A 21679-nucleotide genomic window follows, 5' to 3' on the forward strand; every position below is an offset into this window, starting at 1 on the left:
TTCTGCTCGGTGCTGGCGCCGGCCTTGCCCTGGGCCTGCTGATCGGTCTGGACCTTGGTCTTGTCCTGGGCCTGCTGGCTCTTCTTCAGCTTGGTGTTGTCCTGGGCGTTCTGCTCGGTGCTGGCGCCGGCCTTGCCCTGGGCCTGCTGATCGGTCTGGACCTTGGTCTTGTCCTGGGCCTGCTGGTTCTTCTTCAACTTGGTGTTGTCCTGCGCGTTCTGCCCGGCGCCGGTGTCCGTTTGGCCTTGGGCGTTTTGCTCGGTCTGGGGCTTCATCTTGCCCTGGGCCTGGTCATTGGTCTTGGTGCCGGCCTGGCCCTGGGCTTTCTGTTCAGTCTGGGGTTTCATCTTGCCCTGGGCCTGTTCGCCTGCCTTGCCGCCCTTCTGACAGTCGGCCGTGCCTGCTGCGCAGTTGTCGTTGCCGCTCGGCTGGACGGATTCGGTCTGCGCCATAGCAGCGCCGCAACCGACGCCAAGCGCGATCATGCTCGTGATAAGCAGATGTTTCATGGGATATCTCCTTGGAAAGTCGGTCCCTTCATTTGAGGAACCCGCGTTCGCAGGCATTGTTCCGAAATTGCTTGAGGATCCGAAATTGCTGCGCAGCCGGCACACGCCGAGCACAAGCTAGGCGCCGTCGAAACCAGACCGTCATTGTCGCCTCGGCTCGCGCGCAAGATCGTCAAGGTCGTTGATTGGCGCATCCTGCTGGCCTCCCACCAGCCGGGGGGCCATTAACCCAGTTTTATTTTGTTACCGAATGCTAACGGAACCTTCGCCCGGAGCATGCGTTGCCGGCTTTGTGTTCGCATTTGCCTCATCAAGAACACAAGCATGAGCAGGATGCGGATTCGGGCGGCGGCGTAACAGGCACGGGTTGGGGGAGGAGACTTGACCAAGATGTCGAAACGAGAAATCGGAACATCCCGCTCGCTCGGGATGCGTGTCGCCGATCTGCGAGCCAGGATGGAAGACGCCAGGATCACCGAACACGATATGCGGGCCTTCCAGAAGGTCGCAGCCATCATGGGGGGCGGCGAGGGCTCCCTACGCATCGACGCGGACGACCTGATCGCCGCGTCCTTTCTCGCCGAGGCGCTGGGCGAGCAAACGCCAAGCTGACTTCGACCTTCCCTTCATCCGATATCGATCCGCCACCGGCCTCGATCAGACGGCGAACTGTGTCGCTCCCTTTTACGTCGGAGCCGGCAGTTGCGACCGGGGTCTACCGCGCTGGACGACCGGCTATTGTGCCCTTATCGGAACCAGGGGCGCCGTCATGAAGATCCATCATAAGCCAGCGCTGACAAAGCGCGAGAAACTGTCGCCGGCAACGGCGACCGTTCCGGGCTCGCAGCAACCGGTCGTCGCGGCGCGGCATCTGGCTGTAACTTGTTGACAGCATCCGATCCCGGCGTAGGCTCCGTGCAATCGAAACGGGCAGGAGCGGCCGCCATGAAGAAACCTTATGAAAAGCCGGTGCTGGTCAAGCGCCAGAGACTGAGCTCCGTCATAGCCAGCCCTTCGGCCGTGCCTGTGCCGTGAGGCGGGCGCCTTTAGGGCGATTCCACGACAAGTATGAAACGGCGTTCCGTCCGCAATTGCCTCAAATGAAGGGGTACTTGTAAGGGACTTCCCCTATACGCGGATGTTCTGGCTTCCGGTCAGTGCCGCGCCTGGCTTTCACGCGCCTTTACCCGCCTGATCTTTGCTTCGCGCAGCATCGTCACCGGATCGGCGCCGGTCCACACGATGCCCGCCTGCCTGGCAAAGACGAGGAAGGCGCGCCGGACGTCGCCGAGATCCATCTGCCCGCCGCGCGCCGCCTCGCAGGCGCGCCGCGCGATCTGGTAGCTCTCGCCGCGCGCCGCTATCGGCCATTCCTTGAGGAAATTCTGCATTTCGGTGAGCGAGGCGATCTCGCGCTTGAAGCCGGCGCCGACGGCGATGGCCACCGGGGCTCCAAAAGCCATGTCGCTCCTGACCGGACCTTCATGCATGACGTCGCCTTTCGTGTGTGCCAAAGCCTTTAAATGCGGAGCGCTGGCAACTGTTCCGCGCCGGGGCCGGCGCATCAATTAGGCGCCGCTGACGGAACAAGACCTAAACAAGGGCGTTTTTCCCCCCGAGCTCCCATGTTCGACCTGTCGGTGTTTCCGCCCTCGCGGAGGCAAGGCGGAGCTCGCCAACGAAACAGGAGAGTAAAGATGAAAACCACTCTTATTCCTGCTATCGCAGGTTTCGCTCTGATGGCCGGCATCGGTATCGCGGCCGCCGACGAGGTGATCGTTACGCCTGAGCAGCAGACTGTGGTCAAGGAATATGTCCACAAGCATAAGCTCGCTTCCGTCAATGTGCTTGGCCTCGAGCTGGGCGTCGGCTCGACGGTGCCCGATACTGTCGAATTGCAGCAGGTGCCGGACGTCAAGTATCGTTACGCTGTCGTCAACGATCACACCGTGCTGATCGACCCGGGCACCCGCAAGGTGATCCAGGTCATCGAATGACGTGAAGCTCACGCATTTGCCAAGGCTTCCCGCCATTTTTTGAAGTGGCGGGAAGCTTCCTCTTTTGGGAGGAGGAAGCGTCATGCATCATCCACATGTGGAATCACCAGACATCGCTGCCACGGTCGACCAGCTGCTGGCCGAGCACAGGACCGGGCTGCTGTCGATGAAGGAGGCGATCGCCTTGCTGCGCCAGCGCACGGGAACCGACCGCTCTGACGCGGATTTGGCCGGATTGATCACAAAGAAGGCAGCGCATCTGGGCGTCGCGGTCGTCATCGACGCGCACTGAGGAAAATTGCGGCCTAAGTCGGTCGCTTCTGCGTGATGGCGAAGACGGCACGCGAAAATTCGGCTAATGTTTCTCCTTGGTGATCGGTCCCAATCCAAGGAGACGACAGTGACGGACGACAGGCACGAGCGTATTCGCCAGCGGGCGCACGAAATCTGGGAAAAGGCTGGCCGGCCGGAAGGCGCGCATATGGAGCACTGGGACCAGGCGACGGCCGAGATCGACGGCGAGAAACCGAAGAAAGCTTCCAAGAAGGCCGCCGCGGCAAAGGTCGACAAGCCGAAGGTCGCGAAGGCGGAAAAACCCGCCAAGGCAAAGGCGCCTGCCAAGAAGAAGGCCTGACGGCCCAGTCGCCCAGTCGATTTTCGATCCGGCGCGTTTGGCGTGCCCTCTATGGCGCGGCCACTCCCGGCTAGGCAGCAACGCGCCTGGTTGCGCCAGCCTATCGTGAAGTCTCACGCGTCCCACGCATCGCTCGACGTCGCAAACCTTACCCCGGCGGCGATCATCGCGCCCTCGCACTCGCTGATCAGCCTGAGATTCCTCAGATACCGCGTCACGGTCTCCGGCAGCCACGCCGCGCAGGCCTCGACATAGGCGCGACCATGCACCAGCGTGCCGGTCGATAGCCGCTGGTCCTTCTCGACAATCACCTTCAGATATTGGCGGATGAAGCGGATGTCGTCGGCGATGTCCTGGCTGGCCATGCGCCAGGCGCCGGCGAGGCGCTCGCGCTCGGCAAGCGGCAATGGCGACAGCAATGGGCGGGAGAGGTCGGCGAAAGCGGCATGGTTCGCGGTGCTCAAGGAGATTCCCTCAAAGAAATAATCGTACTTTATGTACGACGAAGGGTCAATCGGCTTTCGTACAAGTTGAACGATTTTAACATGCCCCTTCGGGGTGCTAACCAAGCCGCATCGTAAAACCCTCGACGTCGATATGCGCTTCGCCGAGCGCTCTTCCCAGCGTCAGGTCCACCATCTCACGCCTGTCCGGCTTCAGCAGGCTCAGCCCCTTGCGCAGCGCCTCGCGCCAGGCGTCGCCGCGCTGCCATGCTTCGGCGAAGGCAAATGCGAGGTCATCCTGTCGCCGCGTGGTGTCCAGCGCTTCGACCAGCAGGCTGGCCTGGTGGAGGTCCTTCTCCCGTTTGGCCGCAGCACTTCGTTCGCGGCGTGCGGCGACGATCAGCTTGTGGACGGCGAAGCGCTCGGGCGAGGGGACAAGCACCGGCACCCCGGAGCGATGCAAAAGCACCGTCCGCACCGGGTCGCGGATCAGGAAGTCGAGGAAGCGCAGCGGCTGCGCCGAGGCGCCGCCCAGCGACGGCATAAGGCTGGCGCGATCGGCATGATCGTCGCTGCCGCGGTTCGGCGTTAGGAATTCGATCCGGTAGCGTGAAGCGTTCTCGTATTGCGTCGTGCGGCCGGCATCCGTCCGATGCGGGATTTCGCGGAAGGTCGGGTCGACCGTTTTCAACACCTCGATGACCGGCGCCATGCTGTCGTCGACCTCGGCCGAGACGGAATGGAACTGGGCGAAGTCGGCATCGCCCGTCTGCAGCGCGGCGCCTGGAAGGCGTACACCCAGATATCCGGCATAGGTCTGGAAGGCGACCGTGCCGACCAGCACCGCGCGCAGCCTGAAGATGCCGGCTTTTTCCAGCGCCTCGACAACATCGCCGGTGAAGGTCTCGGGCGCGTTCAGCCCAGCATCGCGCACCAGGGTGGAGACCAGCTTGCGGCGGCTCCTGAGATCGTCCTTGATCTCCCTGAAGGCGGCCACCCGCTTGGCGATCTCGGGATCCTCGGCGGGACCGACATAGCGCCTTGTCTTTTCAGGACGCGTCTCTTCGAAATACCAGTAATCGCGGCCCTTGACCGGCACGCGTACGAAATTGCCCGCCGTCGAGAATTCGGTTTCGAAGGAAGCGTCGAGACTGCGCTGCACCAATTCGGCGTAGAGGGTTCGATAGGCGAGATCGATGGTTTTCATGGCTGCTCCCGGCTGATATCCGGCGTTATAAGGTTTTTGCAATTTTCTTATAACTGCGCGTGAATGAGCCGGATTGCAAGACTGTTATAAGAAAATGGTGAAAATCTTATAACGATAATATCTCCCGTAGGGAGATGGGCGCCTGGCCCAACCGACGATCGCAAAAACCGCTTCCCCATCGTCGCAAACAGTGCTTTAAACCCCCTATCCACAGGGGTGCTCCGTATCGTCGGGGCTGAGATGGCGGCGGCAAGCTTCCGGACCCTAAAGCTGATCTGGATAATACCAGCGGAGCGAGGCGGGCGATGTTTTCCGGCGCACAGATTTCTCTTTATCCGATGACCGACGATTTCGTCGGCGTCATCCTCGGCGCGTTGGGCGCGCTTGGTCCGTACCGCGACAAGCTGCGCATCGAGACCGACGACATCTCGACACTTCTGGTCGGGCCACCCGAGGTGCTGTTCCCCGCCATGCGCGACCTGTTCGTGGCGGCGGCCAGAAGCGGCAAGCATTGCGTGCTCTCGGCGGCCGTCTCGCGCGGCTGCCCCGGCGAGCCGGACGATCCGATCTGCCGCTCCGACGAGATCGGCGGCCCGGTGCTCCCGCTTGACGAGCGCAAGGCGGCAGCCTTGCACGCAGTCGCGCAAACGCCTTCGACCGGCCAGCCGACGGCGGCGCAATTCTCGCTCTATGTGATGGGCACCGGCGACCACATGGACGAGATCTATGGCTGCATCGACTTCCTGAAAAACTCCGGCGTCTTCGAGCGCTCCAAGAACTTCTGCACCAAGCTGCGCGGCGATGCCGGCGCGGTGTTCGCCACGCTTGCCGAAGCCTTCTGCCGCTTCGGTCCGGGCGCCGGGCATGTGACCCTCGACATAACGATTTCAGCGAACAGCCCGACCGCGGTTTGAGCGGCGCGTTTGGACATGATCGTGGTTTCCGGTAAGCGGGAAGAGCCTTCGGCGATTGGCGAAAGCGGTCGCGACAGCCAATCTCCCCCCTCGTGGGGGAGATGCCCGGCAGGCCAGAGGGGGGCGCTGTCCCGCCGACGCTTCCATTGGTTGCAGAGATCTTCGTCTGATCCCGCAAGGCAAATTTCGCAAGCTGGCGTTCCTTCGCGCCCCCCTCTGGCCTGCCGGCCATCTCCCCCACGAGGGGGGAGATCAGCTGTTGCGAACGCCGTCGCCAAGCTTGCCCCCGCCGCCCTCGCATTCGCACTCTTGCTGCTCACCTGGGAGCTCTACGCCCGCCTCGGCGGTATCGCGCCCACCGTGCTGCCGGCGCCATCGCGCGTGCTTCAGCAAGCCTGGGAGAACCGTGCGGCGCTGGCCGAAAACACACTGCCCACCATCCGTGCCACGCTGGCCGGCTTTGCCTGCTCGCTCGCCGCCGCCTTTATCCTTTCGGCGTTGGTGGATTTCCTGCCGCGCCTGCGCCGCGCACTGTTTCCCTTGCTCATCGCCAGCCAGACCTTGCCGCTGGTTGCGATCGCGCCGCTCGTGGTGCTGTGGTTCGGCTTCGGGCTGGTGCCAAAGATCCTGCTGGTGGCTTTGGTCACCTTCTTCCCGATGATGGTGGCGCTGGTCGAAGGCTATGCGTCCACATCGACCGAGATCGCGCAAATGCTCGCCGCCATGGGGGCAGGGCGCTGGCGCGTCTTCCGGCTGGCGCGGCTGCCGTCGGCGCTGCCCTTTTTCTTCGCCGGTTTGCGCATCTCCATCACCTATGCGGTGGTCGGCGCGATCTTCGCCGAATATGCGGGCGCGGCGAAGGGGCTCGGCATCTACATGCTCAACGCCAAGAACAATTTCCGCCCCGATCTGGTGCTTGCCGCCGTCGCCGTCAGCTCGGCGCTGACGCTTGGTCTGTTCGGTCTCGCCGTGCTCGTCCAGCGCCTTGCCATGCCTTGGGAACAGGCGGGCCGCCGGCCTTCGAACGAGGATCGGCCATGACGCGGCTCGAGCTTCGCGATGTGCGCAAAGGTTTCGGCGCGCTCGATGTGCTGGCTGGCATTTCGCTCGATGTCGGCCAAGGCGAGTTCGTCTCGATCCTTGGACCGTCCGGCGCCGGCAAGTCGACGCTGTTCCAGCTGCTCACCGGCGCGCTCAAGGGCGAGGGCGAGATGCGCTTCGATGGCGCGCCGCTCGACGACCACGGCCGCCGCTTCGCCTTCATGCCGCAGCGCGACGCGCTGATGCCGTGGCGGCACGTCATCGACAATGCGACACTGGGGCTTGAGGTGCAGGGCGTGCCGCGCCGGGCCGCGCGCGAACGCGTCGCGCCGCTGTTTGCCGAGTTCGGCCTTGCCGGCTTCGAGCGTGCCTGGCCGGCCGAGCTTTCCGGCGGCATGCGCCAGCGCGCGGCCCTGCTGCGCACCGTGGTGCAGCAGCGCGACATGCTGCTGCTCGACGAGCCCTTCGGCGCGCTCGATGCGCTGACCCGCGCCGCCATGCAGCGCTGGCTGGAGACGATGTGGCAAAGCCACCGCTGGACGGCGCTGCTCATCACCCATGACGTGCGCGAGGCCGTGCTTCTGTCCGACCGCATCTATGTGCTGTCGGCGCGACCGGCGCGCGTGGTGCGCGAAGTCGCAGTGCCGCTGCCGCGCCCGCGCGGCGCAAGTGCGGCCCTTGCCCGCGAGGCGGCGGCCATCGAGGCCGGCATCCTCGACACGCTGCTTGGAGTTCCCGAACCGGAGAGAGAAAATGACTGAACTGACCCGCCGCCAGGCGTTGCTTCTGGCGCTCACCGCCGGCCTGCCTTTGCCTGCCGTCACTCGCACCCGTGCCGCGGCGCAGAAAATCACCGTGGCGCTCGACTGGACCGTCAACACCAACCATATCGGCCTGTTCGTCGCCCGCGACAAAGGCTTTTACCGCGATGCCGGTCTCAGCGTCGAAATCCTGCCCTATGGCGACACCGGTTCGGGCACGCTGGTCGCCAACCGCGTCGCCGATTTCGGCATTTCCGGCTCGCTCGGCCTGTTCACCCAGAAGAGCGCCGGCGCCGATCTCAAAGCCGTCTACGCCGTCGTCCAGTCGGAGACCGGCCGCGTCGTCTTCAACGCCGATCGCGCCACGATCAAAAGCCCGAAGAATCTCGACGGCCTGACCTATGGCGGCTTCGGCAGCGCCTGGGAAAACACGCTGATTTCGACCATCATCCGCCATGACGGAGGCAAGGGCGACTTTGCCACGGTGACGCTGGGCACTTCGGCATACGAGGCGCTGGCCAACGGCGCGGTCGACTTCACGCTCGAAGTCTCGACCTGGGAAGGGGTCGAGGCTGAACTGAAAGGTCTCAAGCAGCGCAGCTTCCGCTATGCCGATTACGGCGTGCCGGACGAGCACACCACGCTGATCGTCGCCAGCAACGCTTTCCTCGCCGCCAACCCGAAGGCGGCCGCGGCCTTTGTCCAGGCAACGCAGCGTGGCTATGCGTTGGCTGTCGATCAGCCGCGGGAAGCCGGCGAACTATTGCTCGCCGCCAGCAAGGACACGCTGACCAACCCGGCCCTGATTCATGCCTCGCTGAAGGCGCTGAACGACGGACATTTTTTGAAAAGCGCCGACGGCGCTATCGGCACGATGGACAAGGCGAAGATGGAAGCGATGGGCGGCTATCTGTTTGCCTCGGGCATATTGCGTGATGGCGACGGCAAGGCGCTGCAGGAAAAGCCGGATTTAAGGGCGTACTTCACGAATGAGTTTCTGGGGTAGGGGAGGCTAAGAAGCCGTCGGCTGGCGGGACAGCGCCCCTCTCTGTCCTGCCGGACATCTCCCCCACAAGGGGGGAGATCAGATGTTGCACCGGCTTCGCCAATCGCCAAGGAGAGCCGGCGCGGCCGCAGCTAATCTCCCCCCTTGAGGGGGAGATGCCCGGTAGGGCAGAGAGGGGGGCAAAGGAACGCTAACCTTGGCAGGTCGGCTCATTGCCCCACTCGCTCAGCTATCCGCCTTCTTCCGGCCGAACAGCCGCCGCAGCCAAACCAAAGGCAGCAGCACGAGGAAGGCGCCCTTCTTCAGCACCAGCAACGCCAGCGCGATGAGCCCGGCGCTGGCGGCGCCGCCATATTTGACGCCGAGCATTGTCGCCAGCACACCCAGCGCGCCATAGCCGGCAACCTTGTCGCCGCTGGAGTATTCGAAATAGGACGAACCGGCCTGCGGTCTGTAGGCGGCCGCGGATGCCGTGACGATCTTCTGCACGTCATCGCTGGTGATGTTGCCGTTCACCGGCACGATCTTGATCGGCACATAGCCCTGCCGGTCGAAGATCGAGACCGAGATGTTGATCGTCCTGTCGCCGCCCCAGTTCAGGATGTTGGCGTAATAGAGGATGTTCTTGCCCTTATCGATCTGCGGGTAGACCAGCCAGCCGTCGAAGCGGATGTCCTGCCCGAGCCGCTGCGACTGCGCCTTGACCGAATCCTTGAAGCTCTCCTCGATCGAGCCGATTTCCTGGCTGCGATCGCCGCTGTCCCAGTCGGCCAGGCTGACATAACCGTCCGACACCGGCTTCTCGACCGTGAGATTATCGATCTCCGGCGTGAAACCGAAGATCAGCTGGTCGATCGTCGAGCACTGGTCGCGGTCCCAGCCGAATTCCTTCACCACCAGGTTGCAGCGGTCCTCCGGCTTCAGATAGAAGGCGCCACCTCCCGACGGCGTTATCGTGCCTCTTGCGGCAGTCAAAGGCTGGCTGAAATTTTGCGGATGATAATTCGCATCCTCCGCGTGCGCGATGGCCGGCTGCCCCAGCAAACAGGCATGCGCCACCAGGATGAAAAACAGATTCTCCCTGACCGATTTGTTCATGACCCCTTCCCGGCAGACCGGACCCCAACCTCACGCAACGGTGATCTAAAGGGATTTCGAAAGCAAGTACAAGATAGGAAAGTTCTTTTTTTGTTCCTTATGTTGAGAGCGATACACAATCTTTCAAGCGGCCCTTATTTGGCTTGAAAGCTCAAGCTCGCATCCGCGCGTCGCCCATCGCCTAATTCCTGGCAAGTTCATAGAGCAAGGCGGTCTTGATGTGCCACCCGGCTTCGCCGTGGAGCAGCAGGGCGGCCTCATACAGTTTCGCCATGGCTGGACACAGACCAGGAAAGTCGTGCCTGGCGTTCGAGATCGCGTCCAACTCGGCCGGCGTGCCGCCAATCTTGGCGAAGGCATCGGCCACCATCGACCAATCCTGATCGACAGGCATCGCCGCTGGCAAGCCGCTTCTTTCGGCAGCGCCGAAGGCACGGATCAGCGTGGCGCCCACCTTGTCCAGGTCTGCTGAGAAATCGTGACCCGGAGCGCTAATGGCGTCCGGCCCATTGCGCAGGAAATTGTTGCAGCTGGCAGGCGTTTCCCGCGCCATGACTTGATTGAGCATGTCGAGCTGCGCGGAAAGTGCCTGCGAGGCCTCGCTATCCGGCGTTGAACGCAGCAGCGCTGCATATCGATGCCTGAGGTCGGCGACCGCCTGGCTGCTGACTTTGCGGACATCTGCAGTACTTCCGCTATGAGTCGCGGCCGTCATCTTGCGCAGCATCACATCGTAGTCGTCCGGAAATTCCTCTTCGATCGCCTGGAAGATATTCAAGCCCCGCTTCCGGATTTCCGCATCGACGTCGGCGGTGGTCAGCATCGGGGGCGGCGTCTCCACCAACTGATAGTGGTGATATCCGCCGGCACCGAACATCGGTAGCAGCACTTTCGTCCCGACTATGCTCACAGGGACGACCGCCACCACTTGCAGCCATTTCCAATTCGACATCCGCCCCTCCCGATACTCGATGGCTAATTCGACTTGAGGCTGCGCGCCTTCTTGCGGTCGGTCGAGCGCGAGGATTTTTCTTTCGCCGCCACCGCCAATTTTCGGCTCTGACGAGCAATGTCAAATTTGGGATCGAGTTCGATCGCCCGATCTAAATCGGCGACGGCACGGTCGAAGTCGCCGATGTAGTACCAGGCGCTGCCGCGTCCGAAATAATAGGGTGCGTGGTCCGGCTTCATCGCTATAGCACGGTCGAGATCGGCTATGGCCTTTTCCGGCTCGCGCTTCTTCACCAGCGCGAAGGCGCGGCCGCTGTAAGCCTCGACGTAATCTGGATCGAGCTCCAGCGCCTGACTGTAGTCCGCCACCGCGCCGTCATATTGGCCGCTCTGCAAGCGCGCCAGGGCTCGCGCGGAATAGGCGGTCGGCTCCGTCGGAGCCAGCGTCACGGCGCGGCTATATTCGGCAATTGCGCGGGCGTATTTGCGTTTCTTGTAGAAAGCATCGCCGCGCTCGAGAAGCGCCGCCACCGCCTCGGGGCCGGACGTGTCGTCGATGCCGCCGTTTTGTCTCTTCGCGGTGGCCGCCTCTGGCCCGAGCTCGGCTCCTGCCGCCGACGCTGCCTTGCGGGCGATGGCATAATCCCTGTTGCCCGCATCGAGCTTGAGCGCCTGGTCGAAATCTGCGGTGGCGCCGGCATAGTCCTTGCGGTCGGCCCGCGCCATGCCGCGCGCATAATAGCTGGCGTCGTCCTTCGCATCGATCGCGATCGCCACCGAATAGGCCGCGATCGCGCGCCCGGCGTCGCCCTTGGCGTGCCAGGCCATGCCTTTGCAGTAGTGGGCCTCGCGCGCCTTCGGATCGAGCGTGGCGGCCCGCTCGCAGTCGGCAAGAGCGCCATCGGCGTCGCCGGAGGTCACCTTGGCCAGGCCGCGGCCAAAATAGGCGGCGGCGAAATTGGGGGCGAGCTGGATGACCCGGTCGAAATCGGCGATCGCCTGGCCGTAGTCGCCTTTGGCGGCGCTCGCTCTTCCCCGGCCGAAATAGCCGAAGCGGTTGTCGGGGTCGAGCGCGATCGCCTGGTCATAGGCGCCGATCGCCTTGTCGTATTTGCCCATGTCCAGCCAGGCATCGCCGCCGAGGATAGCTTGCAGGGCGCGCGGATCCTTCGCCTCCAGCGACTTTGCAGCCAGTGTGTCCTGCGTGGCCGCCAAATTCGGGCGAACGGCTTGCGGCTTTGAAGCGGCGGTCGCCGGCTTCGGGTGCCGTGCGTCCGACGGCGGAGCGGGCCTACCGCTGTCGCCTGCCGCTGGGCTGTCGCAGACCAGCTTAGGATCGAGTTCGCCGGCACGGCGGCAATCTGCATCTGCCCCGGCCTTGTCGCCGTTGAACGTCCGGGCCAAGCTGCGACCCAAATAGGCGTACGCACTTTCCGGATCGAGGGCGATAGCCCTATCAAAATCTTGCAGCGCGCCGTCCAAACTATACTTGGCAAGCCGCGTCTCAGCGCGCTCAAGCAGAACCTTTGCCGCAGCGCGATCCCTGGCCCCGATGACGGCGACGGTTTGCTTGCCGGCGGTGAGCGGGGCGCACGCGCCGGCGTATTGCGGATCGAGTTCGACGGCGCGCCTGCAATCCGAAGCGGCAAGATAGTTGTGGCCCTGAGAGGCTTCTGCTAGCGCCCGGTTGAAATACGCAACGGCATTGTCGGGATCGAGCTTGATGGCATAGCTGAACAGATAGACCGCGCCTGGCACGTCGCCTTCCTGCTGATCCTGCAATGCTTGCTCTATGTACCAGGTAGCAGCATTGGAAGGATCCAGCGTGGCGGATGCCTGATCCGCTGTCCCGGCGGCCTGAACGGTTTGCTGGCTGGCCATGAGCGCCGCGCACGCATCGGCACGCCGTGGGTCCAACTCGGCGGCACGCCGGCAGTCCTTTGCGGCGAGGTCATAATCTCCTTGCGAGGCTGCGGCCTGCGCCCGGTCGTAATAAGCCTCGGCATTGTCAGGGTCGAGCGAGATGGCATAGCTGAAGGAACCGATCGCGCCCGGCACGTCGCCTGAGATTTGCTGCTTCAAACCTTCCTGGATATGAATGGCTGCACTCTTGGAACGAACTCGATTGGCGGTTGCCTTCAGCGCCTCGTTCAAAGAGGGTGGCGCCAGTTCTTTGGCCGCCTTATTCGCGGACTCCGCCCCAGCCTCAACCTGTCCGGTTTCGCAAGCGCCTGTCTTTGTCGGATCGAACGCGATCGCCTTTCGGCAGTCGGTGGCCGCGCCGGCGGCGTCGCCATTTCGGGCCCGTGTCAGCGAACGGCCGATCAAGGCTGTGGCGTCGTTCGCATCAAGGGCGATCGCCTGGTCGAAATCGGCGATTGCCCGGTCGTTGTTGCCTTTGTTGGCCCAGGCGACGCCCCGGTAGTAATAGGCGTCGGTGTTCCCGGCATCGAGAGCGATCGCCTTGTTGGCGTCGGCAATCGCGCGAACCCAATCCTTCTTGTCGAGCCAGGCCCCGCTGCGGGTGGCATAGGCCACCGCGCTTTCCGGGTTCACGCCTATCGCGGCGTCATAATCGGCAATGGCGCGGTCCAGCTCGCCTTTCTTGGCGCGGGCGAAGCCACGGCCGATCAGGGCGAGCAGGTTCGTCGGGTCGAGAGCGATCGCCTCGTCATATTCCGCGATCGCCTTGTCGTGCTCGCCCTTCTTATTCCAGGCCGTTCCGAGGCCGGCATGCGCCCCGCCATCTTTCGGATCCGCCCGGATAGCCTGCTGGTAGTCGACGATGGCCGCGTCGATCTTGCCTTGGCGCAGGAAGGCCGAGCCGCGGCCGGCGAAGGCATCGCCGGCGGACGGCTCCAGGGCGATCGTGGCGGTGAAGTCCGCGATCGCCCGGTCGTCCTCGCCCTTGTTGAACCAGTCGGTGCCACGGTTGAAATAGGCCGAAGCCCGCTTCGGATCGAGCGCGATCCCTTGGCCATAGTCGGCGATCGCCCCATCCCAGTCTTCCTTGTCGTCGCGGGCGAGGGCCCTGGAGAAATAGGCCTTGGCGCGCAAAAACGACGTTTCCGTAACGTCCTCGGCAATCACGGTGCAGGCGGCGATGCGGTGGCCGGTTGTCGCGGCTTTGTCATCGCCGGCGCTTTTTTCATCGCCGAAGCAAAGCGCATAGTCTCTCACGACGGCGGACGCCGGCGCGCTCAACCCGCCAAGCACCAGCATCGCCGCCAGGACCGCCAGCGGTCCGCGCGGAAGCCAGGCAACAAACGCGCGCGCCAGCGCGCCGGTGCGGCGTGACATGCTTCTGATCCTCCCCCCGGAGTTGCTACGGCTGCGGCCGGAATTGCTGATATAGTTCTGCCTTTGTTCCAAAATGCAAGCAGAAATTGCAGTGGTCGCATTCTTGTTGTTGCAGTGGGCCAAACAAGGGCGAAGTCGGCTTCCGGGGCGACCAGCAGACAGAGCTGAGGCGGAAGCGAGGAACGCGGCGTTTCAGTCCAACTGCCGCGCCGCGACCTCACATATCGATCATCGATCGTTTCACCCGCCCGATGATGGTGATCGCGCCTTCCAGCTCCGGCGGCGGGATGTCGAGATAGGAGGCGGGCTGGAAGGGCGGGGTGTCGTTGGGGCGGTAGCGCTTGTAGGTGGCGCGGCCGGTTTCGTCGGAGATCACATAGCAGCCATTGGTCACCAGCCGCTTGTCGCGCAGGTTGACGAAGATGATCGAGTCCGGCGGCGAGATCTTGTTCATCGACGGGCCGTCGACGCGCAGCGCGATCCATTCGCCTTCCTCGAGGTCGGCGGTGGGGATGGTCGGATAGTCGGAGAGGTTGACCACGGTCTCCTGGCCGCCGAGCTCGCCGGCGCTGATCCAGGACACGATCGGCACATCGACGGTGACGGGCAAGGAGACAAGATTGACGAGCGCCGTCTCGCTGCCATCGGCGTTGAACAGCAGCCAGCCCGGGTCGACCCCGAACAGCCGGCCGTATTTCTCGGCGGCTTTACGAGACAAAGGCCGGTTGCCGTTCTCATGGCTGATCAGCGTGTTCTTGTTGATGTCGCGCAAGGCCCGCGCCGCATCGCTGGGCGAGGCATAGCCGGCCTGGGCGCGCGCCTGCTGCAATCTATGCCGTGAATCCATCATCGTACAAAATGCCTGAAAATTGTCGTCCGATATGTACGATTTCACTTGCGACTCTTTCGTACATAACGTACGCTTAACCCATGATCGAACATCCCGCAAGCCTTTCCGCATTTCCGGCCCCCGCCCCGGCGCTGGGCATCGCGGCTCTGCCCGCGAGCTCCGGGGCGCCCATGAGTATGTCGGGGCCGCCGACGAGTATCTCGCGGCTTATCGACCGCTGGCACAGCATCGGCGCCTTTGCCGCCGATGTCGGATGCGGCTACGAGGCCGCCCGCCAGATGCGCCGTCGCGGCCGCATCGCGCCGCAGCATTGGCCGCATGTGGTGGCGGCGAGCCGCAGGCGCGGCATTGAAGGCGTCACTTATGAATGGCTGGCCGGCCATCGCATCGCCGCCATGCCAGGGGAGGCGGCATGAACGCGCTGTCTCCTTCTTTCCAATTCCAATCGTCCGGACCGTCCTCCTCCCCGGTCCGGACGCCTTCCGGGGCGTTTGCCCCGGATCCGGTCGAACCGCCCGCACCCCGGTTCACCGGAACGGCCGGAGCCGCTCCTCCCTCGGCTCCGGCCGCCAATTTTGGCGGCACAAGCTGCATCCGCACCGAGGACGGCACCGTCATCCTGTTCGACCGGGTGACGGGCCGGGCGGTGTCGGGCCTGACGCGGGCTTCGGCTGAAGCCGCGTTTCTTCGCTTGACCGGCGCGACGCCCGGCCCGGCCTGACCGCAAACCCCTTTCGCTGACCCGACTGCGGCCTCGCGGCCGAACCCTGGCGCTTGGCCGAGCCCAAGCCCTTCATAACCGATGGAATGAGACATGGCCGCTTACACTGAAAAGGAAATCGACGAGATCGCCGCCTGGTTGAAAGAGGGGCTCTCGGCCTCGCGCATCGCCGGCCGCTTCAGCGGGCTGCGCGGCGCCCCGGTCTCACGCAACGCCATCATCGGCATCGTCCACCGCAACGCAGGCCTCAGGGCCATTGGCTTCGCCAACCCTAAGGGTGGCCGCGCCGGCGGCCGGCCCAGGAAGAAAGCGCAGCCGGACCGGCCTGGGCGGCGGGCCAGGGTCGCGTCAGGCAATGTCACGCTGTCGGAACCGGCTGCACTTTCCAGAATGGCCGAGCTGGCAGAAGGCGCCGAGGCCTACGCTGCCAATCTCTCCCCCAACCTTCCACCAACAACTGGGGGAGATGCCCGGCAGGGCAGAGGGGGGCGCTGTCCCGCCGACGTGTCCGTTGATAAGCGCTCCACCGAAGCGAACGCCACCACCAAGCCTCAAAAACCCAAGCCCCGCAAATCCGTCCGCGCGCTGCCGCCGGCCTGGCTCGTCCCGGGCGGCGCAGGCCGCGAAAAATCCGAAGTCTACAAGCTCCCGGCCCCGCCGCCGCCGGTAAATCCTGGACGTCAGCCGCATGTGGCGGCGATGCGCTTCCTCGATTGCCTGTTCGGTCGCTGCCGCGCGCCGCTCGACCTGGCGCTGCGCCAGGATACCGAGGCCGACCCGCCCGGCGCGCGCCCCGGCACGGACATGCTGTGCTGCGGCCTGCGCACGACAGGCACGCGCAGCTACTGCGCGCACCATCATGCAAGGTTCCACGGCCATCGCGGGAGGGGGATGTGAGGACGTCCGAACTGCTAATCTCCCCCCTCGTGGGGGAGATGCCCGGCAGGGCAGAGGGGGGCGCGAAGGAACGCCGTCCTTTCGCATTTTGTGCATTCGATAATATCCAAAGGACGAGCATCCCTCTTGCCGAGAGGCTGGCGGGACAGCGCCCCCCTCTGGCCTGCCGGCCATCTCCCCCACGAGGGGGGAGATTGGCTAATCCCCGTAGCCCCGCCGCTCATCCGGTATCCTCATAATGAGCGGCACCATCTGGTCGAAATTCTTCTGGTCGGACTGGGAGTCCGATCCGAACCTGCGGCTCTGCTCGCTGGCGGCGCAAGGCCTGTGGATGCGCATGCTGTGCATAGCCGCCGGGCACGAGCCCGTCGGCTATGTCGCCATCGCCGGCAAGGGGCTGGACGAGGCAGCGCTTGCCCGCCTGGCTGGCTGCGCGCAAGTCGAGCTTGGCGCGCTCATTGCCGAGCTCGAGGGCAACAGCGTCTTTTCGCGCGACCGCCACGGCCGCATCTATTCCAGGCGCATGATTGCGGACGCCCGCAAGGCTCGGCTCGCGCGCCGCAACGGCTTGAAGGGCGGCAACCCAAGCCTTTCTGGGCAAAAGGTTTTTTCGGCCTCGGATAAGGGGCGCATCAAGGCCGCGGATAAGCCGGACGATAAGCCCCAGAGTCCAGAAGCCACCAGTCCAGTTTCCCAGAGTCCACGAACCAGGATTCCAAGCCAAGAAAAAGCCGCGGCCTTTTCCAGGCCGTCTGCCGCTTCGCGGGAAAAGAACGGCAAAGCATTTTCCGGATCCGGACAAAAATGGCCGCGCCGCAAGACCCATGTCGATGCCGCCAACGCAATCATCGAGGAGATCAATGACCGCAGCCGAATTGCAACAGGCGGCGAAAGCGCTGGCCGCGATGTTTTCCTGCTTCCCGCAATCCGCGCTGGCTGACGCCGAGATGCAGATGCGCGGTTATCTGGCCGCCGTGCAGGATGCCGAACTTGGCGACGTCCAGGCCGCGATCCAGCGCTTCATCCGCGGCGAAGCCAAGGTCGACAACGCCCAGTTCTGCCCGTCGAGCGCCCAGCTGTCGATCGAGGTGCGGGAGAGGCGGCTGATGCGGGAGTTGATGGCGAAAAGAAGCGCCCTGCTAGGCGTCGGTTCCTCGCCGAAAATGATCGTGAGGTAGGCGCGCGGCGCCCATCTCTCTCAATTTTCACCTATCACAAGGACCCCACCCATGCCCCGCAAGCCCTCCAAAAAACCGCAACCGCCAAAGCTCCCCAAGGGCGAAGCCGAGCAGGTGCGCATCCGCCGCGAGCTCGGCCATGATTTCGCGCTGAAGCCGGACGCCTTCGGCCGCCAGCGGCTCAGCCCCGGCACGGCGGAAGCGCGCCGCGTCTACGAGATCTCCAACGGCGGCTACACCTCCACCGGCGGCGTCGTGCGGTTGCGCAATGTCGACCCGCTGGTCGCCATCACCTCGCTCAGCCGCCAGCAGCGCGAGGCAGGAGGGCGCTTCCGCGACGATTTCGAACGCACCCAGCGCGAAGGCCTGCAGCCGCAATCCTGGAGCGAGCGCATCGACGGCGGCCGCATCGGCGGCGGCATCCCCGACCGCGTGCTGTCAGCCGGCCGTGCCCATGCCCAAGCCGCCGCGGCCCTTGCCCATTGGGAGGTGGTGGAAGTGGTGCGCAAGACCTGCCTCGACGGCCAGTCGGTCAAGGCGATCGCCGAACGGACGGGAGACGGGCGAGACGTGGTGGTCAAGCTGCTGAAGGTCGGGCTGGATTTGCTGGCGGTGCATTACGGGATGATGGGACGGAAGGCGGGATGAGCGAAAATCCAGCAGTAACCATAGGTGCTGATTGGCAAGACTCTTGAACTGCGAATAATTATCAAGGCGAACTGGGCTTCGTTCAGATCAACATTCCTGAGTGTTGACGATGAGATATGCAGACGGAACTCTTGCCAGGCTTGGCGACAAGATCCTCGTCTGGGAGGGCAATGAAGGCGTCGTGGTTTGCTCGATAGATACTGATGAGTATTCCGAGGACTACCCCAGGGAAGCTTTCGGCTATCTGCAGCGCGGGATCATGGTGCTTTCCGAAAAAGCGGGACTGATCCATTATCTGCAGCCCGAGACCGACATGCGCCTGATCGAACGAAAGACAGTAAGGCCGGGGTCATGACGAGACAGTCTGCGGCCTATGCCGCAACTGCAGCACTGTCCTTGGTCGGTGCGCTGCTTGCCTTCGGGCAGGCCGTAACGCTGGCGTGGCTATCGCAATTTCCGGCGTGGCAGCCCGAGCTTGCGTCGCTGCAATTTCGCTTCTGGATGTTTCTATCGATAGGCCTGGTCGGGCTTGTGGTGGGCGCCTGGGCGGTTGTGCGTTGGGTCCGCTGGGTGAATGCCGGCGACCGCTACGATGGCTGATCGATCGCCCGACCGACAACGTCCCACGTCACCCTCTGTCAGCATCGTTTGAACCCATCGTTACCCCACCCATTAACTCCGCATGGAACAGCATAAGGACAAGACCATGCATATCATTCTGGGTGGTACCGGCCATGTCGGCTCGGCCGCGGCGGCCGCACTTTTGCGTCAAAATGAGGCGGTCACGGTGGTGACGCGCGATGCGGGCAAGGCCGCGCATCTGGCCGGGCAGGGCGCCGAAGTGGCGGTTGCCGATGTCCGCGATGTCGAGGCGCTGCGCAAGGTGTTGCGGCGCGGCCGGCGCGCCTTCCTGCTCAACCCGCCGGCCGATCCCTCGACCGATACCGACGCCGAGGAGCAAAAGTCGGTTGCGGCAATCGCTGCCGCGTTGGACGGCTCCGGCCTCGAAAAGGTGGTGGCGGAATCGACCTATGGCGCGCAGCCGGGGGAGGGCATCGGCGACCTATCCGTGCTCTACGGCCTGGAGCAAAAGCTGGCTGGCCAAGCCATTCCGGCCAGCATCGTGCGCGCCGCCTATTACATGAGCAACTGGGATGGAGCGCTGGAGACGGCGCGCCGCGACGGCGTCGTCAATTCGTTCTTGCCGGCCGATTTCGCGCTGCCGATGGTGGCGCCGCAGGATCTCGGCGAGGCCGCGGCGCGGCTTCTGCTCGAGCCAGTCGACCAGACCGGCATTCATTGTGTCGAGGGGCCGGAACGCTATTCGACGGCGGATGTCGCCGAGGCTTTCGGCAGGGCGCTGGGCAAAGACGTGCGTGTCGTGACGGCGCCGCGCGAGCGCTGGGTCGAGACCTACGAACGGTTCGGGTTTTCCAAGCCCGCCGCGCAATCCTATGCCCGCATGACGGCGACCGTGCTCGACGATCCGATGCAGCCGGAGAAATCGGAGCGCGGCAGGATCAGCTTGGAAGACTATATCGCGGCGCTGGTGAGCAAGCAGATCGCGCCTGCCATGTGAAAACATGGACTTGGCGTGGGGAAATGAATCAAGGAATGAGCCGAACCTTCGGAAGTTGGCGCTGCCCCTCATTGCCCTGCCGGGCCCGCGCCGCTCTTCCTTCGCCCCGTTTACGGGGAGAAGGTGCCCGAAGGGCGGATGAGGGGCGGCGCTGACCTGCGAGGTTGCGCACTGCGTTGGATGCTCAGCGCTCGTCGCTCTTGTCCGGCGGCCCCTCCCACCCGAACACACTCCTACCGCCCAGCAGATGCGACTGGTCCATCTCGCCGGCCACGATCTCCTTCAAGCTAGGCCCCGTCACATAACGCTCCATCCGCCGCGACTCGCCATCCAGCCGCCGCAGCGCCTGCAGCTCTTCATCCCGCCCGAGCCTGGCCTTGCCCACCGCCGATTTCAGCACCGAAATCGTCTCGTCATAGACCTTCAGCGGCACGGGAAACGGGTGGCGGTCCTTGCCGCCGTGAGCGAGCGAGAAGCGCGCCGGGTCGGAGAAGCGGAAAGGCGCGCCATGCACCACTTCCGAGACCATGGCGAGCGCGCGCACCGTGCGCGGGCCGACGCCGGGCACAAGCAGCAGTTCGGGAAAATCCTTCGGGCCGCTTTCGATGGCCGAGGCGATGTTGCCGTGCAGGCGGCGCATGACGATGTCGCTCTCGCGCACGTCGTGATGCGCGGGCATGACGAGATTGGGCAACAGCGGCTGTGCGGCCGGTTCCGGCTCCGGCTTGACGATTTTCGGGGGCTCCAGCACGGCAAGCTCGGCCAGGATCTTTTCCGGGCTCATCGTCTTCAACAATTCGATCTGGCCGCCGCGGGCTTTTGCGGCGCGGCGATCGGTGAGGTTGACGATCTCGCCTTGAGCCTCGCCCTCGATCGCCGCATGCGGCTGGTCGACGAAGCTTGTCAGCCCTTCGGACTGCCAGTGGTAGCGGCGCGCCTGCCGGGCATCACCATTCATGCCTTGCTGCACCACCACCCAGCGCCCGTCATCGGTGACGATGAAGCCGTGCAGATAAAGGTCGTAGCCGTCCTGCACGGCGGCACTGTCCACCTTGGCGACCAGCCGGCTGGCGCTGGCCAGGGCATCGCCGTCGAGGCCGACGCGCTCGCCGATCGCCAGCAACTCACCCGGCGTCTTGCGCGAATGCGCGCCGCGCCCACCGCAGACATGGATGCCGAGTTCGTTGCTGAGCGGATTCAAGCCGCGCTTCAGCGCGCCGATGACCGAGGTGGTGATGCCCGACGAGTGCCAGTCCATGCCCATCACGGCGCCGAAGGATTGGAACCAGAAGGGATGCGCCAGGCGCCGCAACAGCTCGTCGCGGCCGTAATGGTGGATGATGGCTTCGCACAGCACCGTGCCGAGCTTCGTCATCCGGTCGCCCAGCCATTTCGGCACCCGCCCGCCATGTAGCGGCAGGTCCGCGCTGCCGCTTCGCTGCGTCACCCTTTTGTTCTCCTCGGAACCGGCGACTTAGATGGCATTTGGGGCAGGATTTGCAAGGCGCACGGACGGCCGATCTCCAACAGGAGAGATTGGCCGGCCATGCCCGCTTCACTGCTGCCTAATACCGGTAGTACCGATGGTGGTGCCTGTGGTGATGCCGGTGGTGGTGATGATAGTAGAAGTGCATGTGGTGGTACCGGTGATGGAAATAATATCTGTGGTACCGGTAGTGCCGCGGGTAGACCATGTAGCCGGGGTAGTAGTCGTCATCGTAATAGTCGCGGTAGCCGCCATAATACGGGCCGCCGTAGAACGGATAAGGCTGGTAGCCGCCCACGCCGAAGCCCAGGAACACATGGGCGTCTGCCGGTGCGACCGTGGCCGCCGCCGATGCGACGGCGATGACCGAGGCAAGTAGAAGCTTTTTCATGGCAACCTCCTCCTGAAGGTTCACCGGGATAAACGCTTTCGAGGCCGAAAAGCTGCCGGGAAGCCGGC

At 64.1% G+C, this 21679-nt stretch carries 27 protein-coding genes, 1 pseudogene and 1 riboswitch; of the genes and pseudogenes, 18 read left to right on the forward strand and 10 right to left on the reverse strand.

What is annotated here, in order from left to right:
* Positions 1-452, reverse strand: a pseudogene (locus tag AB6802_RS08410) (hypothetical protein); the annotation flags it as partial.
* A gap of 447 nt (positions 453-899) precedes the next feature.
* Between AB6802_RS08410 and AB6802_RS08415 the strand changes: the two are divergent.
* Together AB6802_RS08415 and AB6802_RS08420 are read left to right on the forward strand one after the other, a co-directional pair.
* Positions 900-1121 (forward strand): hypothetical protein, encoded by a 222-nt coding sequence (locus tag AB6802_RS08415; protein WP_371009961.1) that lies wholly within the window; start codon positions 900-902, stop codon positions 1119-1121.
* A 333-nt stretch (positions 1122-1454) separates the two neighbouring features.
* Positions 1455-1544, forward strand: a complete 90-nt coding sequence (locus tag AB6802_RS08420) for a putative RiPP precursor (RefSeq protein ID WP_371009592.1) — start codon at positions 1455-1457, stop codon at positions 1542-1544.
* A gap of 119 nt (positions 1545-1663) precedes the next feature.
* On the opposite strand, the gene AB6802_RS08425 is transcribed toward AB6802_RS08420, so the two are convergent.
* Positions 1664-1972, reverse strand: a complete 309-nt coding sequence (locus AB6802_RS08425) for a DUF982 domain-containing protein (RefSeq protein WP_371009593.1) — start codon at positions 1970-1972, stop codon at positions 1664-1666.
* A 234-nt stretch (positions 1973-2206) separates the two neighbouring features.
* On the opposite strand from AB6802_RS08425, the gene AB6802_RS08430 reads away from it, so the two are divergent.
* The 3 genes from AB6802_RS08430 to AB6802_RS08440 all read left to right on the forward strand — a co-directional run bounded on the left by AB6802_RS08430 (position 2207) and on the right by AB6802_RS08440 (position 3140).
* On the forward strand, positions 2207-2506 hold the full coding sequence (locus tag AB6802_RS08430; protein ID WP_371009594.1) for a DUF1236 domain-containing protein: 300 nt from the start codon (positions 2207-2209) through the stop codon (positions 2504-2506).
* A gap of 82 nt (positions 2507-2588) precedes the next feature.
* The gene (locus AB6802_RS08435) at positions 2589-2798 is read left to right on the forward strand and encodes a hypothetical protein (protein ID WP_371009595.1); all 210 of its coding nucleotides are present in this window, start codon (positions 2589-2591) and stop codon (positions 2796-2798) included.
* 108 nt (positions 2799-2906) lie between these two features.
* The gene (locus AB6802_RS08440; RefSeq protein ID WP_371009596.1) at positions 2907-3140 is read left to right on the forward strand and encodes a DUF2934 domain-containing protein; all 234 of its coding nucleotides are present in this window, start codon (positions 2907-2909) and stop codon (positions 3138-3140) included.
* A gap of 113 nt (positions 3141-3253) precedes the next feature.
* Here the strand turns inward: AB6802_RS08440 and AB6802_RS08445 are convergent, their stop codons facing one another.
* The gene (locus AB6802_RS08445) at positions 3254-3604 is read right to left on the reverse strand and encodes a hypothetical protein (protein WP_371009597.1); all 351 of its coding nucleotides are present in this window, start codon (positions 3602-3604) and stop codon (positions 3254-3256) included.
* Positions 3605-3701: 97 nt separating this feature from the next.
* Complete coding sequence (locus AB6802_RS08450; protein ID WP_371009598.1) at positions 3702-4790, reverse strand: GSU2403 family nucleotidyltransferase fold protein; 1089 nt, start codon at positions 4788-4790, stop codon at positions 3702-3704.
* A 202-nt stretch (positions 4791-4992) separates the two neighbouring features.
* A riboswitch (TPP riboswitch) is annotated at positions 4993-5105 on the forward strand.
* On the opposite strand from AB6802_RS08450, the gene AB6802_RS08455 reads away from it, so the two are divergent.
* The 4 genes from AB6802_RS08455 (at position 5096) to AB6802_RS08470 (ending at position 8512) form a co-directional block, all read left to right on the forward strand.
* Positions 5096-5704, forward strand: coding sequence for a YkoF family thiamine/hydroxymethylpyrimidine-binding protein (locus AB6802_RS08455; protein WP_371009599.1), 609 nt, complete (start codon positions 5096-5098; stop codon positions 5702-5704). (Overlaps the previous riboswitch by 10 nt.)
* A gap of 216 nt (positions 5705-5920) precedes the next feature.
* On the forward strand, positions 5921-6745 hold the full coding sequence (locus AB6802_RS08460; protein ID WP_371009962.1) for an ABC transporter permease: 825 nt from the start codon (positions 5921-5923) through the stop codon (positions 6743-6745).
* Positions 6742-7506: an ABC transporter ATP-binding protein gene (locus AB6802_RS08465; protein WP_371009600.1), complete on the forward strand. Its 765-nt coding sequence runs from the start codon at positions 6742-6744 to the stop codon at positions 7504-7506. The genes AB6802_RS08460 and AB6802_RS08465 overlap by 4 nt, the downstream gene beginning before the upstream one ends.
* Positions 7499-8512 carry an ABC transporter substrate-binding protein gene (locus tag AB6802_RS08470; protein WP_371009602.1) on the forward strand — a complete coding sequence of 338 codons (1014 nt, stop codon included), beginning with the start codon at positions 7499-7501 and terminating at the stop codon, positions 8510-8512. The genes AB6802_RS08465 and AB6802_RS08470 overlap by 8 nt, the downstream gene beginning before the upstream one ends.
* A 225-nt stretch (positions 8513-8737) precedes the next feature.
* Here AB6802_RS08470 and AB6802_RS08475 read toward each other — a convergent pair whose 3' ends face one another.
* The 4 genes from AB6802_RS08475 to AB6802_RS08490 form a co-directional block, all read right to left on the reverse strand.
* Positions 8738-9610, reverse strand: coding sequence for a DUF2167 domain-containing protein (locus AB6802_RS08475; protein ID WP_371009603.1), 873 nt, complete (start codon positions 9608-9610; stop codon positions 8738-8740).
* Positions 9611-9791: 181 nt separating this feature from the next.
* Complete coding sequence (locus AB6802_RS08480) at positions 9792-10562, reverse strand: hypothetical protein (RefSeq protein ID WP_371009604.1); 771 nt, start codon at positions 10560-10562, stop codon at positions 9792-9794.
* 23 nt (positions 10563-10585) lie between these two features.
* On the reverse strand, positions 10586-13861 hold the full coding sequence (locus AB6802_RS08485; RefSeq protein WP_371009605.1) for a tetratricopeptide repeat protein: 3276 nt from the start codon (positions 13859-13861) through the stop codon (positions 10586-10588).
* Positions 13862-14078: 217 nt separating this feature from the next.
* Complete coding sequence (locus tag AB6802_RS08490) at positions 14079-14711, reverse strand: LexA family protein (protein WP_371009607.1); 633 nt, start codon at positions 14709-14711, stop codon at positions 14079-14081.
* Between the two features lie 170 nt (positions 14712-14881).
* On the opposite strand from AB6802_RS08490, the gene AB6802_RS08495 reads away from it, so the two are divergent.
* The 9 genes from AB6802_RS08495 (at position 14882) to AB6802_RS08535 (ending at position 19734) form a co-directional block, all read left to right on the forward strand.
* Positions 14882-15127: a hypothetical protein gene (locus AB6802_RS08495; protein WP_371009608.1), complete on the forward strand. Its 246-nt coding sequence runs from the start codon at positions 14882-14884 to the stop codon at positions 15125-15127.
* Positions 15124-15432, forward strand: coding sequence for a hypothetical protein (locus AB6802_RS08500; RefSeq protein ID WP_371009610.1), 309 nt, complete (start codon positions 15124-15126; stop codon positions 15430-15432). Before AB6802_RS08495 ends, AB6802_RS08500 begins: the two co-directional genes overlap by 4 nt.
* Positions 15433-15525: 93 nt before the next feature.
* Entirely contained in the window at positions 15526-16329 is an 804-nt protein-coding gene (locus tag AB6802_RS08505) for a GcrA cell cycle regulator (protein WP_371009611.1), read from the forward strand.
* A gap of 238 nt (positions 16330-16567) precedes the next feature.
* Positions 16568-17269, forward strand: a complete 702-nt coding sequence (locus tag AB6802_RS08510; RefSeq protein WP_371009612.1) for a hypothetical protein — start codon at positions 16568-16570, stop codon at positions 17267-17269.
* A 13-nt stretch (positions 17270-17282) separates the two neighbouring features.
* Positions 17283-17507 carry a hypothetical protein gene (locus tag AB6802_RS08515; RefSeq protein WP_371009613.1) on the forward strand — a complete coding sequence of 75 codons (225 nt, stop codon included), beginning with the start codon at positions 17283-17285 and terminating at the stop codon, positions 17505-17507.
* A 51-nt stretch (positions 17508-17558) separates the two neighbouring features.
* Positions 17559-18155, forward strand: a complete 597-nt coding sequence (locus tag AB6802_RS08520) for a DUF6456 domain-containing protein (protein WP_371009614.1) — start codon at positions 17559-17561, stop codon at positions 18153-18155.
* Positions 18156-18264: 109 nt separating this feature from the next.
* The gene (locus AB6802_RS08525) at positions 18265-18510 is read left to right on the forward strand and encodes a hypothetical protein (protein ID WP_371009615.1); all 246 of its coding nucleotides are present in this window, start codon (positions 18265-18267) and stop codon (positions 18508-18510) included.
* Positions 18507-18755: a hypothetical protein gene (locus AB6802_RS08530; protein ID WP_371009616.1), complete on the forward strand. Its 249-nt coding sequence runs from the start codon at positions 18507-18509 to the stop codon at positions 18753-18755. Before AB6802_RS08525 ends, AB6802_RS08530 begins: the two co-directional genes overlap by 4 nt.
* A 106-nt stretch (positions 18756-18861) precedes the next feature.
* Entirely contained in the window at positions 18862-19734 is an 873-nt protein-coding gene (locus AB6802_RS08535) for an NmrA family NAD(P)-binding protein (protein ID WP_371009617.1), read from the forward strand.
* A 184-nt stretch (positions 19735-19918) separates the two neighbouring features.
* Here AB6802_RS08535 and AB6802_RS08540 read toward each other — a convergent pair whose 3' ends face one another.
* Positions 19919-21181, reverse strand: coding sequence for a DUF763 domain-containing protein (locus AB6802_RS08540; RefSeq protein ID WP_371009618.1), 1263 nt, complete (start codon positions 21179-21181; stop codon positions 19919-19921).
* 118 nt (positions 21182-21299) lie between these two features.
* The gene (locus tag AB6802_RS08545; protein WP_371009619.1) at positions 21300-21611 is read right to left on the reverse strand and encodes a hypothetical protein; all 312 of its coding nucleotides are present in this window, start codon (positions 21609-21611) and stop codon (positions 21300-21302) included.
* Between the last annotated feature and the right edge of the window lie 68 nt (positions 21612-21679).

Origin of the sequence: Mesorhizobium sp. RCC_202 (genome assembly GCF_041355295.1) — a bacterium.
Lineage (GTDB): Bacteria > Pseudomonadota > Alphaproteobacteria > Rhizobiales > Rhizobiaceae > Mesorhizobium.